Here is a 14,056-nt window from a genome sequence, read left to right on the forward strand (position 1 = left end):
GGCGCCGCACCGGCGAAAGCACGGAAATATAGACGTTTCCCTGCCATGGGCATGCGGCGACACATCGCCGTCGCGCTCCGCGTTCGCGCCTCAAGGAGCGCCGCGAAACTGTCCGGCTTATCGCATGACCTCCCGGACCCGGATCTCGCCCGCCAGCGCTTGAGCGCGCCGCCCGGCCAAAGGCTCAGGCGTGGGCCATTGCCTCGAAATCCGCTTCGGCCAGGAAGCGTTCCGCATCCAGGGCAGCCATGCATCCCATCCCCGCCGCCGTGACGGCCTGGCGATAGACCTTGTCGGTCACGTCGCCTGCCGCGAACACGCCGGGAATGCTGGTCCGGCTGGTGCCCTTCTCCACGACCAGATAACCCTCGTCCAACGGCAGCTTGCCGTCGAACAGCTCGGTCGCGGGCTTGTGCCCGATGGCGACGAAGGCCCCGTCGGCCTTTTCGTGGCTCTTCTCTCCGGTCACCGTGTCGACCAGATCGACGCCGACAAGCCCTTCCGGATCACCTTCACCGACGAAGCGCTCGACGGCCTTGTTCCACAGCACCTTGATGTTCGGGTGCGCGAACAGGCGATCCTGCAGGATCTTCTCCGCACGAAACGAATCGCGGCGATGGATCAGCGTCACGTCATGGCTGTGGTTGGTGAGATAGAGCGCTTCCTCGACGGCGGTGTTCCCGCCACCGATCACCACCACCTTCTTGCCGCGATAGAAGAAGCCGTCGCAGGTCGCGCAGGCCGAAACGCCTTTGCCCTGCAGCAGATGTTCGCTTTCGAGCCCCAGCCACTTGGCCTGCGCGCCGGTCGCGATGACCAGCGTGTCGCCATAATATTCCGTGCCACCGTCGCCGGTCAGCTTGAAGGGACGCCGGGACAGATCGACATCGACAATCTGGTCGTACATCATCTGCGCGCCGACATGCTCGGCTTGCGCCTGCATCTCCTCCATCAGCCACGGCCCCTGGATGACATCCCGGAACCCCGGATAATTCTCGACGTCGGTGGTGATCGTGAGCTGGCCGCCCGGCTGGATTCCCTGCACGACGATCGGTGCCATGCCGGCGCGCGCGGCATAGATGGCGGCCGAAAGACCGGCCGGGCCGGACCCGAGGATGATCATGCGGGAACTGTGCGTGGCGGTCATATCGGGGTCGACTCTTTCTGCTGGAGCTGGATGGCGCTTCCGATCCGCTGGAGAGCGGGCGGGACAGGCCTGCACTTAGGAAATTCCGTCATAATCGCAAGAGGCGCCCGGCTGGCCGGTCATCTCCGCGCGGCCTGTCTATGCCGGCCAGCCCGAGCCGCCAAATCGATCCTTCAAATATCTCTGACCGATGGAGATCGTTTTCCAAGCCCGTGCGGCACGCGTATCCTCCGTTCATTCTTCAGAACAAGGCGAGAGGAGTCAGCCATGGATGCCAAGACAAGCGGAAGTCCCCTGAGCGACCCGTCCAAGGAACTGGCCGCCCTGCGCAACCTGCTGGGCCGTACGAATCGGGACTGGTGGCCCAACCAGCTCTCGCTCGATATTCTGCAGCAAAATGGGCTCAGCGGTAATCCGATGGGCGATGACTTCGACTATGCGAAGGAATTCCAGGCGATCGACTATCAGGCGCTCAAAAGAGACCTCACAGCTCTGATGACCGACAGCCAGCCCTGGTGGCCGGCGGACTATGGCCATTACGGCCCCTTCTTCATTCGCATGGCCTGGCACAGCGCCGGCACCTATCGCACCGGCGACGGGCGCGGGGGCGCCTCCTCGGGCTCGCAGCGCTTCGCCCCGCTCAACAGCTGGCCGGACAATGCCAATCTCGACAAGGCCCGGCGCCTGTTGTGGCCGATCAAGCAGAAATATGGACGGCAGCTCTCCTGGGCGGACCTCCTCATCCTGGCCGGCAATGTGGCTATCGAATCGATGGGTGGCCCGGTCTTCGGCTTCGGCGGGGGACGCGAGGACGTCTACGAACCGGCGAAGGACATCTACTGGGGCACCGAGGAGGAGTGGCTGGGCGCAACCCGCATCGAGGAGGAGTCGGGCCGTGCGCTGGAAAATCCCCTCGCCGCGATCCAGATGGGCCTCATCTACGTCAATCCCGAAGGCCCGGGCGGCAAGCCCGATCCCCTGCTCTCCGCCCGCGACATCCGCGAGACCTTTGCCCGTATGGCCATGAACGATGAGGAAACCGTCGCGCTGACCGCGGGCGGCCACACCTTCGGCAAGTGCCATGGTGCCGGCGATGCATCCAAGGTCGGGCTGGAGCCCGAAGGCGCGGACATCGCCATGCAGGGGCTTGGCTGGCAAAGCGGCCATGGCAGCGGAATGGGCGACGACACCATCACCAGCGGACTGGAAGGCGCCTGGACGCCCACGCCCATCCGCTGGTCCATGAACTATTTCCGCATGCTGCTCGACTATGATTATGAGCTGGTGAAGAGCCCGGCGGGCGCGTGGCAATGGCAGCCGATCAACCAGAAGCCGGAAGACATGGCACCGGGCGCCCACAATCCCGCCAAGCGCCTGCCCACGATGATGACGACAGCCGACATGGCCTTCAAGATGGACCCGGAATACCGCAAGATTTCCGAGCGCTTCCATGCCGATCCCGCGCTGTTCGCCGATGCCTTCGCTCGCGCATGGTTCAAGCTCACCCATCGCGACATGGGGCCGAAAGCCCGCTATCTGGGCCCCGAGGTGCCGGACGAGGACCTGATCTGGCAGGACCCCGTGCCCGCCGGCGCACCGCTGAGCGACGCCGACGTTGCGACGCTCAAGGCGCGGATCGCAAGCTCTGGCCTCAGCATCGGCCAGCTGGTGAAGACGGCCTGGGCCTCGGCAGCGACGTTCCGCGGATCGGACAAGCGCGGCGGCGCCAATGGCGCGCGCATCCGTCTCGCGCCACAAAAGGACTGGGCCGTCAACGAGCCGGCCGAGCTGGCAAAGGTCCTCGCAGTCTATGAGGACATCAAGGCTGGTTTCGACGGCACGGTGAGCATGGCGGATCTGATCGTGCTGGGCGGCTCCGTGGGCATCGAGCAGGCGGCCAGGGCTGCGGGTCATGACGTGACCGTGCCCTTCACCTCCGGGCGGGGCGATGCCACGCAGGAGCAGACCGATGTGCACAGCTTCGAGCCGCTCGAACCCAAGGCCGAGGGCTTCCGCAATTATCTCTCGACCCGCTTCAGCGTCCCCACCGAGGAGCTTCTGATCGACCGCGCACAGCTTCTGGGACTGAGTGCCCCGGAAATGACCGTGCTGGTCGGCGGGCTGCGTGTGCTGGGGGCGAACCATGGCAACGCGCCGCATGGCGTCCTGACCGACCGCCCCGAACAGCTCACCAACGACTTCTTCGTGAACCTGCTGGACATGGGCACGGCCTGGAAGCAGGTCGATGATCGCGGCGATGAGGTGTTCGTCGGCACGGACCGCGCCACCGACGAAGAACGCTGGACCGCAACTCGCACCGATCTGGTGTTCGGGTCCAACTCGCAGTTGCGGGCGCTCACCGAAGTCTATGCCGCGGCTGACGCGGGCGAGAAATTCGTCGCCGACTTCGTGAAGGCCTGGACCAAAGTGATGAACGCAGATCGCTTCGACCTGGCAGCCTGACGGTCGGCACCGGGCAGCTCCGATGCCGACCGGCGCCTCCCCCCTCGCTCCCACGGCGAAGGGGGGAGGACGTCAGTCGATCAGGGACGGCAGCGAATCGAATCCGGCCTTGAGGACCGCGCCCCACTCGCTGGAAATCTGCGAGAATTCAGGGTCGTTCGCCTCGATCCTGCGGCGCAGGCTGAATTTATAGCTGTCGCGCGGAATGATGCTGAGATCGAGCGGCATGCCGACCGACAGATTGGACCGCAAGGTCGAGTCCATCGACACGCAGACGGCCTTCGCGGCATCCGACAGTGAAGTGTTCGGCCGGATCATCCGGTCCAGGATCGGCTTGCCATATTTGTGCTCGCCGATCTGGAAGAAAGGGGTATCCGCTGTCGCCTCGATGAAATTGCCCTCGGAATAAACCATATAGAGGCGCAGCTTGCCGCCCTTGCGCTGGCCGCAGACGAGAATGGAAGCGCCGAGCGAGACATTGCTCGCGCTCATGCCGGTGCGCATTTCCTTCTGCACGGTCTTCATGGCATCGCCGACCAGATGCGCGACCCGATGCATGGTCGCGCAATTGAGCAATGTCTCGATCTCCGGATCCTCCACGGAATCCTTCATGGCGCGCGAAAGCTTGGTGCGGACTTCCTGCGTAACGGACAGGTTTCCCGAGCAAAGAAGGGCGATCGCCCGCTCGCCGGGCTTTTCGTAAGTGAAGGTCTTGCGGAACATGCCGATATTATCGAGCCCCGCATTGGTCCTCGTATCCGAGAGCATCACGAGGCCGGCCTCGACCCGCAAGGCCACGCAATAGGTCATTGAACTTCCCTTCTTCCGCTATCCCGGCGGCATGGGCCGGCAGGACCGCGACTCACTGCTGCGTCTGCGCCTGTGCGGCGTCGTCCGGCGGCAGACTGGCAATCAGAACGTCATGCGACAATTTGGTTTCAGCCACCGGCAGCATGACGCCGCGAATTGGTGCGGCATCTGCGGCATCAAGGCCACAGCAAAGGCGGACATGGCCTTCCACCGGGCAATGGCCGAGAGCAGGATCAAAGCCGATCCAGCCCAGCCCCTCCACGAAGGCCTCGGCCCAGGCATGCGGGTCATGTTCGCCGTCCGGCCGCTCAGGATCGCGCAGATAGCCCACGACATAGCGCGCCGGAATGCCGAGGCTGCGCGCTGCCGCAATGAAGATGTGGGACTGGTCCTGGCATACGCCGGCCCGCTGGGCGAAAGCCTCGGCCGCCACGGTGTCGACAGTCGTGCTGTCCGCGCGCCAGGCGATGTCCTCATGCACGAGCTGGCAAAGGGCGTGGAGGCTGGCAAGCGGGCCATCGGGACTGCGCGCCCGCTCGGCGAACGCCGCGATCGCCTCGTCCGCCGCGGTCAGCGGCGTCGGCCGCAGGAACAGGCGGGGACGCAATTCGCCGCCGCTCGGCTTGAGCACGCCGGCCGTGTCGCTCGTGCGCACTGTCCCTTCCGCGAGGATGACGACCGACTCGACCCTGCCCGGCGCGCGCCACACCGCCTCGGCATCGCCATGCCCGTTGCTTATCCAGCGCTCGACAGGCTCTCCATTGACGCTGACCGCCCAGCGCTCGACCACCTGCGCATTGCTGCTTGCGGGCGCGAGACACAGGCGCATGACCACGCCTGCCGCCGGCTCGGCATAGTCATATCGCGTTTCGTGACGGATGCTGATCCGCATGATGTCGTCGTCTTTCCGGTTCAACCGAAATGATAAGCTTCGGCGATTTCCTGCCCAAGCATGTTGCACTGGACGATCTTGCTCTGGATCGTCTCATGCAAGCCTTTTTCGAAGATCGCGCCGCTGCTCGTCTGGGCCAGGGCTTCCACCATCTCCTCGCCGCGCAGGTTCGCCGGCGTACGCTGCCCGTGCCAGTGCGCCAGCCGCTGGAGCCGATAGGCAAGCTGGTCGAAGCAGTAGAGGACGCTGCGAGGAAACTGCCGGTTGAGCATCAGGAAATCGGTGATCTGCCAGGGCGAGTAGGAGCCGCCATAGACATGGTGATAGGCCCGGCTGCCCGACAGCGCATGCAGCACGGACGTCCACTGATAATGGTCGCGATGCCCCCCGACGACTTCGGTTTCCGGCAGAAGGACATAATATTTGACGTCCAGCAGCCGCAACGTCATCTGCGCCCGCTCCAGCGCCCCCCCGGCGCGCAGGAAATCGTGGCCCTCGTTGCGCAAGTGACTGCTTTCCGTGGCGCCGCGGAACATCATCGCCCGGTTCTTCACCCAGTCGACCAGTTCGGCGAAGTCGCGACGGGCATCGGCAACGCCATAGGTCTCCAGCTTGCGCCAGCCCTCGTTCAGCGACTCCCACATCTCCTGCGTGAGCGCCGTGCGCACCGACTTGCCGTTCTGCCGCGCCCGGGCGAGGCATGAGCGGATCGACGCGGGATTGTCCGGGTCGAGCATCAGATGTTCGACGATATCGCTCTCGCGGATGATCGCATCCTTGCCAAAGGCATCCTCGCAGCCGGTGACGCGGACGACGGACCGCCATTCGTCGCGCATGGTCGCGGCGGGCAGGATCGCCATGCGCTGGCCCATGGTGAGCAGTCGCGCCGTGGACTCGGCGCGCTCCATGTAACGCGCCATCCAGAAAAGATTCTCGGCGGTGCGGCTCAGCATGGGCAGCCCTCCGTCATCGCAGCACCCGTCATCCCACCACCCTTCATCGCAGCACCCAGGTATCCTTGACCCCGCCGCCCTGACTTGAATTGACGACCAGCGACCCTTCCGCCAGGGCCACGCGGGTCAGGCCGCCCGGTACCAGCCGGATCTCCTTGCCGACGAGGCAATAGGGCCGGAAATCGACATGGCGCTGCACCAGCCCGGATGGCCCCAGCGTCGGCGATGTGGACAGGTCGAGCGTGGGCTGCGCAATGAACTCGGCGGGATTGGCGCGGATCCGTTCGGCATAGGTCGCGACTTCCTGTGCGGTAGCCTGCGGGCCGATGAGCATCCCATAGCCGCCCGAGCCATGGACTTCCTTCACCACAAGCTCGGGCAGATGGTCCATGACATAGGCATAATGGTCCGGCAGGCCGCACTGCCATGTCGGCACATTCTGGAGGATCGCCGTTTCGCCGAGGTAGAAGCGGATCATCTCGGGCACATAGACATAGACGGCCTTGTCGTCCGCAATGCCCGCGCCGGGCGCCGAGCAGAGCGTGACGCCACCGCCGCGATAGGCATTGAAGAGTCCGGGCACGCCCAGCATGCTGTCCGGCCGGAAAGCCAGCGGATCGAGGAAATCATCGTCGATGCGCCGGTAGATGACGTCCACCCGGCGCGGCCCGGACGTCGTCTTCATGTAGACGAGCCCTTCGTCCACGAAGAGATCGGCCGGCTCCACCAGCTCCACGCCCATGAGATCGGCGAGATAGCTGTGTTCATAATAAGCGCTGTTGAACGCCCCCGGCGTCAGGACGACGACCTGGGGCTTGTCCTTGCAGGCGGGCGGCGCGACTTCCTGGAGAGACTTGAGGAGCTGGCTGGGATAATCGTCCACCGGTGCCACGCGTTCCAGCGCGAACAGCTCGGGGAACATGCGCGTCATGATCTCGCGGTTCTCGAGCATGTAGGAGACACCGGACGGCGTCCGGCAATTGTCCTCCAGCACCATGAAATCGGACAGGCCCGTGCGCACGATGTCGATGCCGACGATGTGGCTGTAGACCCGGCCGGGCGGCGTGAAGCCGGCCATCTCGGGCTTGTAGGCCTTGTTCTGATACACAATGTCGGCCGGAACGATCCCGGCACGGATGATCTCGCCGCGATTGTAGACATCGAGCAGGAAGGCGTTGAGCGCCGCCGCCCGCTGGCGAATCCCCGCTTCGAGCCGCTGCCATTCCATCGCCGTGAAAATGCGCGGCAGGAGATCGAACGGGATCAGGCGTTCGGGGTCACCGCCCTCCCCATAGACCGCGAAAGTGATGCCGATGCGCCGGAAGATCGCTTCTGCTTCGCCGAGCCTGCGATGCAGCCCCTCTATTCCTGTTTCCTCCACCCATTGCTGGATGACCGCATAGCAGTCCCGAATTTCCCCGGCGTCGCCCAGCATCTCGGAAAAGGTCATAGGCTTTTGTTTTTCTCGGCCTCATTGTGCATCGCAGCATAGTGCGCGCGCCATTTCCAAAATCAAGCCGAAAAATCACCTGCCTTGCCGCTGGCCCGACGCCGCACCTCTTTTTGCGTCCTTGAGCCTTACAGGGCCCTGATGCCCTGCCGTGGCGCGTGCTCGGGCGGTGATGAAAAAGATTTCGCGACCTTGTTCGATTATTGCTGGACGTGACGGCCTTTTCGGGGCATTTTCACCCATGATGCTGTACCGGATCTCGATCATCCGCCTTACGCGACTTACGCGCCCTTAGGCGCGACCATGCGGTTGCCGCAGGCGGCACCCTGCGCCTAAGGGCATTCGGAAAGTCACAATCGAGACTCAAACGACCGGAGCGAGTCGGCGCGGCCTGTCCGCTGCTTTTTCCGGCAAAGGCGAAATAGCTGACCCATGATGCTGATCGATCCTTCCCGTAAGTACCGCCCTTTCCCGCAAGTCGACCTGCCGGACCGGCAATGGCCCTCGCGCACGATCACCAAGCCGCCCCGCTGGCTCTCCACGGACATGCGCGACGGCAATCAGGCCCTCATCGATCCGATGGATACGGAGAAGAAGACTCGCTTCTTCGAGCTCCTGACCCGGATCGGGCTCAAGGAGATCGAGGTCGGCTTCCCTTCCGCGGGCGCGACCGAATTTGATTTCATTTCCGGGCTGGTGCGCTCGGGGCGCATTCCAGACGATGTGATCGTGCAGGTGCTGACACAGGCGCGCCGTGACCTGATCGAACGAACCTTCGAGAGCCTGGAAGGCGCGAAGCAGGCGATCGTGCATGTCTACAACGCCGTGTCTCCGGCCTGGCGGCGGATCGTGTTCAACATGGACCGACCGCAGATCAAGGACATCGCGATCAACGCCGCGAAGATCATCCGCGACGAAGCGGCAAAGCAGCCGAACACGGACTGGTCCTTCGAATATAGTCCCGAGACCTTCTCGACCGCCGAGCTGGATTTCAGCCTGGAATGCTGCGAGGCGGTGATGGACATTCTGCGCCCCACGCCCGAGAAGCCGCTGATCCTCAATCTCCCGGCGACCGTGGAAGCAGCGACGCCCAATATCTACGCCGACCAGATCGAGTGGTTCTGCCGCCACATCCGGGATCGGGACAGCGTCGTCATCTCCCTCCATCCGCACAATGACCGGGGCACGGGTGTCGCCGCCGCCGAACTGGGGCTGCTCGCGGGCGCCGACCGCGTCGAAGGCTGCCTGTTCGGCAATGGCGAGCGCACCGGCAATTGCGACCTCGTGACCGTCGCCCTCAACATGTACACGCAGGGCGTCGCGCCCGGGCTCGACTTCTCCAACATGGAGGAAGTCGTGCAGACCGTCACTTACTGCAACCAGCTCCCCGTCCACCCGCGCCATCCCTATGCAGGCGATCTGGTGTTCACGGCGTTCTCCGGCAGTCACCAGGATGCGATCAAGAAGGGCTTTGCGGCGCAGGAACAGCGCAATGACGAATATTGGGACGTGCCTTATCTGCCGATCGACCCGGCCGACATCGGCTGCTCCTACGAAGCAGTGATCCGCGTCAACTCGCAGTCCGGCAAGGGTGGCGTCGCGTGGGTCCTGCAGCAGGACAAGGGCCTGAAGCTTCCCAAGCGCATGCAGGGCGACTTCTCGAAAGTGGTGCAGGACCTGGCCGACTCGTCGAGCCGCGAACTGCATGCGAGCGACATCTGGGATGCGTTCGAGCAGCATTATTGCCTCACCGGCCCCCAGCCCTATTCGCTGGTCGATTATTTCGAGAGCGGACCGGCGGGTCAGCGCGTCTTCACCGGCAAGATCGCCCATAATGGCGAGGAGCGCAGCATTTCCGGGCGCGGCAATGGCCTGATCTCCTCGGTGCTCTCCGCCCTGCGCGAGGAACTGGGCATCGGCCTCGACGTCGTCGACTATAGCGAGCATGCCATCGGCACGGGTCGCGATGTCCATGCGGCGGCCTATGTCGAATGCCGTACCGATGACGGGCACACGGTGTTCGGCGTCGGCCTCGACGAGGACATCGCCACGGCGTCCGTACAGGCCGTGCTCTCGGTCGCCAACGGGCTGGAACGGCGCGTGCTGACCTCCGCCAGCGCCGCATGATGCGCGGACCGGCCGGAAAGGCGCGCGCTTCGTTTCTCGCGGCGGCGCTGGCGTTCCTTTCGGCAGCGCCGGCCGGTGCCGCGGAGCCCTGGACCCTGCTGATCCATGGCGGGGCCGGCGTCATCGAGCGCGCGAACATGACGCCGGAACGGGACGCCGAGATTCGCGCGGCTCTCAGGAGCGCGCTCGAAGCCGGCGGGGCCGTGCTCGATCGGGGCGGGACCGCGCTCGATGCGGTGGAAGCAACCGTGCGCGTTCTTGAGGATTCCCCTCATTTCAATGCAGCGCGCGGCGCAGTGTTCACGTCCGCCGGCACCAACGAAATGGACGCGGCGATCATGGAAGGTTCGACACGCCGGGCGGGCGCGGTCGCCGGCGTGACGCGCACGAAAAATCCCGTCTCGCTCGCGCGCGCGGTGATGGAGAAGAGCAGGCACGTCATGTTCGTCGGCCCCGGGGCGGACGCATTCTCGATCGAGGCCGGGCTGGAGCAGGCCGATCCGGCCTATTTCCGCACCGAGCTGCGCTGGCAGCAGCTTCAGGATCTGCGGGCTCGGGGTCAGGGCGCGGCGCGGCTTACGAATCCGGAGTTCAAGTACGGGACGGTGGGCGCCGTTGCCCGGGACAGCCGGGGCCATCTCGCCGCCGCCACCTCCACGGGCGGACTAACCGGCAAGACTCCCGGACGCGTGGGCGACTCGCCCGTCATCGGCGCCGGCACTTATGCGGACGACCGCGCCTGCGCGGTCTCGGCAACGGGCGCCGGTGAATATTATATCCGGGAAGGCGTGGCGCACGAGATCTGCGCGCGCATCCGCTTCGCCGGGGAGAATGCGCAGGTCGCCGCCGACACGGTGCAGGCGGAAACGCTGGCCATGGGCGGCGATGGCGGCGTCATCGTGGTGCCGGCCAAAGGGGAAGGCGCCTTCTCCTTCAACACGCCGGGCATGTACCGCGGCCGCATGACGGCGGGGCAAGCGCCGCAGGTTGCCATCTACGGCGACGAATAAGGCCGCCCGGGACAGCGCGGCTTCCGGAGCCTCAGGCCCCGATCCGCAGGCCGAGCCAGAAGGTCTGCGGCGTGCCGAGGTCGATGCTCTCGCCTACCTTGCGCGTGAGGATGGTCGCATCCAGCAGATTCTCGACGCGGCCCACCAGCGCAACGTTGGGCGTGAGCGGCACGCGCGCATAGCCGTCGAACGTGAGCACGCCCGGCATCCGGTCCGTTTCCAGATCGTCCTCGAATTGCGGCCCCACATAGCGCGCCGTGAGCGCGAGCCGGGCCTGCGCCGGTGCGCGCCATCCCAGGGTGGCGCTGGCGCTGTGGCGCGGGCTCTGCGCCGGCCGCATGCCGTCCAGCGGCGCGGCATTGCCGCTCGCCTCGACCTTGCTGTCATTGAAGGCATAAGAGGCGGAGAGATCGAATGTGCCGGCCTCTATCGCCCCGGTCAGTTCCACGCCCTTGCTGACGATGGCGTCCACATTGCGCCGCTGGCGCGTGTTGGTGCCGATCGTCACATTAGCGATGGCGTTCTCCAGCCGGTTGTAGAAGCCGGTCAGGGACAGGCGAACGCCGGGAACGGGCGTCAGGTCGATTCCCCCTTCCCCGCCCTTCAGCCGTTCGGGCGAGAGCGCGGCATTGGCCTGCGTCACCACCGGGAACACGGTGAAGCCGCGATACAGCTCATTGATGGTGGGCAGGCGGAAGCTCGTATACCCCGCCGCGCGCAGGGAAAGCCCCTCGGATGTCCGCCAGAGCAGCCCGCCGCGCACGCTTGCCTCCCAGTCGCTGCGGTCGGGATGAACGGTCGTGCTCACGGCGCCGGTCGTCGCGTTGCGTTCCGTGAACCGCCCGCGGCTGATCTCCCAGCGATCCGCGCGCGCGCCGGCTGTCAGCACGACGTCGCCGAGCGTCCAGTCATCCTCGATATAGACGCCGCTGGTGACCTGCCGGCCGGTCGCATCCCGCCGCACCATGGCGGCGCCGGTCGTGGCGTTCAGGGTCTCCTCATACATGTCGGCCGTGGCGAAACGGCTGTCCACACCGATGCGCAGCACGTGATCGGCTCCAACGGGCGGGCGGATCTCTACCTTGCCGCCAAGGCCGGTCGAAGGCGTGTTGCGTTGATCGAGCGTCGGGCGGAAGCTGCTGGAACTGATGACGATGTTGTCGAAATTGCGAAGCTGGACATAAGCGAGGGCTTCGACCTGCCAGCGCCCGCGCGACAGGTAGCGCAGGCTGGCATCCTGCCCCGCCTGTCCGTTATCGGCCCCGGCGAACCGCAGGGTACGATCATCCCGCATGAGATTGACGCGGGCCTGTATCTCGCCCGTGTCCCCCACCGGCGCGACGCCCCGTAGCGTCACGGACCAGCTCCGGTAGCGAGCGGGCACATCTGCCGGGCCGCGCTGGTCGGCCGGCGTCGTCCAGAAGCCGTCGCCCCGGGAGAAGCTCCCCGAAAGAGAAACGAAGCCCGCCCCCAGATCGGGCGAGAATGATGCGTTCACTTGCTGGGCATCGCGCGAGCCGTAAAGCGCCGTGGCGCCAAACAGCGGAAGCTGCGCCCGGTCCGCGCTGAACAGCTCGATGGTGCCGGCCACCGTCCCCGCCCCGAATGCGCCGGCGCCGCCGCCGCGCGTGATGCGAACCGCGCCGATGGTCTCGAGCGGCAAGGCGTTGAACGGGATGGACCCAAAGAAAGGATCGGCCAGCGGTACGCCATCAAGGAGCACGAGCGCCCGGCTGGTGGCATTGCCCCCCAGCGCGCGGAGCGTGACACCCTGCGCCGAGGGATTGGCGGAGCGACTGTCCGACCGGCGGAACTGCTGAAAGCCGGCGACGTCCGCCAGAGCGTGCTCGACGCTTCCGGAGGCGTCTTCCTCCAGCCGCTCCCGCCCGATCGTGACTGATCCGTAAGCCGGAGTGCCGGGCGGCAAGTCCAGCCCTCGCCCCAGCACGATGATATCCTCCGGCGAGGGAGGCGCCTCCGCCAGCAATGGGTCGGGTGCGGCCATGGCAGCGGTCGCGCAAAGGGAAATACTGAGCTTACGAAGGATCATGGGGGCCTCTTGCCGCATGGCCGGTGGCTTGGCAACTCGGCGCCGGAACGCAGTCGGCCTGCAGCGCTCATGCAACCCCGTTCCATTTCTTGCGATCGTGTTGCACCGCACCGCCTTATCTCTTTGACACGTCTTGCTCTTTGGCCGATGGTCAGGAAAGGACGGATAAGAAAATGGGCACAGTGAACCTGGAGGGGCTCTCATCGGTCGTCGACCTGAGCGGGGTCGAGGGAGAACGGCGCGCGGACATATGGACCGGTGCGGCGCCGGCCATCTTTCCTGGCCTGCGTATCGACACCATCGAACCGCATCCGAGCATCGGATCGATCCAGCATAGCCGCATGGGCCAGGGCGCCCTTTTCGCCATTACCTCCGCGCCGGCCGAAGTGGCTTATGTCCCGCGGGCCGTCAACGAAACGGGCCAGCATCTCACGCTGATGCTGCAGACAGATGGCTCGATGGTGGCCTTTCAGCGCCAGCGTCATTGCGAGCTCGGCCCGGGCGACATCTGCTTCATCGACGAACGCCAGCCTTTCCGGCTGATCGGCACGGGCTGCAGCCAGTTCATGCTGCTGCGCATGCCCCGCATGCTTGCGCTCAATCGCTTCCCCGAACTGGAGCATCTCGTCGCGACGATCATTTCGTGCCGCGATCCGGGCACGCAGCTGCTGGCGCAGACGCTGATCCATCTCCTGCACGTCGCCAACGAACTGCGCGAGGCGCAGCAGAACGCCGCGATGAATGCGATCATTCACATGCTGGGCGCCACCTCGGGCCTCGCCTGCGATCTGGAGACGGTCCACTGGCGCGTTCAGAAGGCGCTGGACTTCATCGAGATGAACCTGCCGAGCCCGGATCTTTCCGCCGAACAGGTCGCCCGGGCGCAGCATATCAGCCGGCGGCGACTCGACCAGCTCATGCGGGACGCGCTGGGCCTCTCGATCACCGGTCAGATCTGGAACCGCCGCCTGCAGCGCGCGGCGGACGACCTGCGCGATCCCCGCTGGGCCAATGCCCCGATCTCGCAGATCGCCTTCGCCAACGGTTTCGAGGACCCTGCGCATTTCGCCCGCGCCTTCAAGCGGCGGTTCGAGGAAACGCCGGGCCAGTGGCGCGCCCGGGTGCGCATACCGCACTGAAGACGCTGCCCCGGC

10 protein-coding genes are annotated in these 14,056 nt (G+C 65.4%); 4 read left to right on the plus strand and 6 right to left on the minus strand.

Annotation, left to right across the window (positions count from 1 at the left end):
* Positions 1-184 precede the first annotated feature (184 nt).
* Positions 185-1,147, minus strand: a complete 963-nt coding sequence (gene trxB, locus SLG_RS12645) for a thioredoxin-disulfide reductase (RefSeq protein WP_014076871.1) — start codon at positions 1,145-1,147, stop codon at positions 185-187.
* A gap of 267 nt (positions 1,148-1,414) precedes the next feature.
* Here trxB and katG point away from each other — a divergent pair, with 267 nt between their 5' ends.
* Positions 1,415-3,610 carry a catalase/peroxidase HPI gene (gene katG / locus SLG_RS12650; RefSeq protein WP_014076872.1) on the plus strand — a complete coding sequence of 732 codons (2,196 nt, stop codon included), beginning with the start codon at positions 1,415-1,417 and terminating at the stop codon, positions 3,608-3,610.
* A 72-nt stretch (positions 3,611-3,682) separates the two neighbouring features.
* On the opposite strand, the gene SLG_RS12655 is transcribed toward katG, so the two are convergent.
* From SLG_RS12655 to SLG_RS12670, 4 genes are read right to left on the minus strand one after another with little or no spacing between them, the layout of a single operon-like run.
* On the minus strand, positions 3,683-4,420 hold the full coding sequence (locus SLG_RS12655) for a peptidase (protein WP_014076873.1): 738 nt from the start codon (positions 4,418-4,420) through the stop codon (positions 3,683-3,685).
* A gap of 52 nt (positions 4,421-4,472) precedes the next feature.
* Positions 4,473-5,312 (minus strand): transglutaminase family protein, encoded by an 840-nt coding sequence (locus SLG_RS12660; protein ID WP_014076874.1) that lies wholly within the window; start codon positions 5,310-5,312, stop codon positions 4,473-4,475.
* A gap of 20 nt (positions 5,313-5,332) precedes the next feature.
* Complete coding sequence (locus SLG_RS12665; protein WP_014076875.1) at positions 5,333-6,265, minus strand: alpha-E domain-containing protein; 933 nt, start codon at positions 6,263-6,265, stop codon at positions 5,333-5,335.
* A 43-nt stretch (positions 6,266-6,308) separates the two neighbouring features.
* The gene (locus SLG_RS12670) at positions 6,309-7,715 is read right to left on the minus strand and encodes a circularly permuted type 2 ATP-grasp protein (protein ID WP_014076876.1); all 1,407 of its coding nucleotides are present in this window, start codon (positions 7,713-7,715) and stop codon (positions 6,309-6,311) included.
* Between the two features lie 432 nt (positions 7,716-8,147).
* On the opposite strand from SLG_RS12670, the gene leuA reads away from it, so the two are divergent.
* Both leuA and SLG_RS12680 read left to right on the plus strand, forming a co-directional pair.
* Positions 8,148-9,842, plus strand: a complete 1,695-nt coding sequence (leuA, locus tag SLG_RS12675) for a 2-isopropylmalate synthase (RefSeq protein WP_014076877.1) — start codon at positions 8,148-8,150, stop codon at positions 9,840-9,842.
* Positions 9,839-10,852 carry an isoaspartyl peptidase/L-asparaginase family protein gene (locus SLG_RS12680; protein ID WP_014076878.1) on the plus strand — a complete coding sequence of 338 codons (1,014 nt, stop codon included), beginning with the start codon at positions 9,839-9,841 and terminating at the stop codon, positions 10,850-10,852. Before leuA ends, SLG_RS12680 begins: the two co-directional genes overlap by 4 nt.
* 31 nt (positions 10,853-10,883) lie before the next feature.
* Here SLG_RS12680 and SLG_RS12685 read toward each other — a convergent pair whose 3' ends face one another.
* The gene (locus SLG_RS12685) at positions 10,884-12,902 is read right to left on the minus strand and encodes a TonB-dependent receptor (RefSeq protein WP_041392004.1); all 2,019 of its coding nucleotides are present in this window, start codon (positions 12,900-12,902) and stop codon (positions 10,884-10,886) included.
* Between the two features lie 173 nt (positions 12,903-13,075).
* On the opposite strand from SLG_RS12685, the gene SLG_RS20435 reads away from it, so the two are divergent.
* Positions 13,076-14,041: a helix-turn-helix domain-containing protein gene (locus SLG_RS20435; RefSeq protein WP_014076880.1), complete on the plus strand. Its 966-nt coding sequence runs from the start codon at positions 13,076-13,078 to the stop codon at positions 14,039-14,041.
* Positions 14,042-14,056: the final 15 nt, after the last annotated feature.

The sequence above is a fragment of the Sphingobium sp. SYK-6 genome, assembly GCF_000283515.1.
Taxonomy (GTDB): Bacteria; Pseudomonadota; Alphaproteobacteria; order Sphingomonadales; family Sphingomonadaceae; genus Sphingobium; species Sphingobium lignivorans.

What these genes read in the sequence shown, in the direction of transcription:
- SLG_RS12665 (WP_014076875.1), bottom strand. Translation starts at nt 6,265, where the DNA reads ATGCTGAGCCGCACCGCCGAGAATCTTTTCTGGATGGCGCGTTACATG.
- SLG_RS12660 (WP_014076874.1), bottom strand. Translation starts at nt 5,312, where the DNA reads ATGCGGATCAGCATCCGTCACGAAACGCGATATGACTATGCCGAGCCG.
- SLG_RS20435 (WP_014076880.1), top strand. Translation starts at nt 13,076, where the DNA reads ATGGGCACAGTGAACCTGGAGGGGCTCTCATCGGTCGTCGACCTGAGC.
- SLG_RS12655 (WP_014076873.1), bottom strand. Translation starts at nt 4,420, where the DNA reads ATGACCTATTGCGTGGCCTTGCGGGTCGAGGCCGGCCTCGTGATGCTC.
- trxB (WP_014076871.1), bottom strand. Translation starts at nt 1,147, where the DNA reads ATGACCGCCACGCACAGTTCCCGCATGATCATCCTCGGGTCCGGCCCG.
- leuA (WP_014076877.1), top strand. Translation starts at nt 8,148, where the DNA reads ATGATGCTGATCGATCCTTCCCGTAAGTACCGCCCTTTCCCGCAAGTC.
- SLG_RS12685 (WP_041392004.1), bottom strand. Translation starts at nt 12,902, where the DNA reads ATGATCCTTCGTAAGCTCAGTATTTCCCTTTGCGCGACCGCTGCCATG.
- SLG_RS12680 (WP_014076878.1), top strand. Translation starts at nt 9,839, where the DNA reads ATGATGCGCGGACCGGCCGGAAAGGCGCGCGCTTCGTTTCTCGCGGCG.
- katG (WP_014076872.1), top strand. Translation starts at nt 1,415, where the DNA reads ATGGATGCCAAGACAAGCGGAAGTCCCCTGAGCGACCCGTCCAAGGAA.
- SLG_RS12670 (WP_014076876.1), bottom strand. Translation starts at nt 7,715, where the DNA reads ATGACCTTTTCCGAGATGCTGGGCGACGCCGGGGAAATTCGGGACTGC.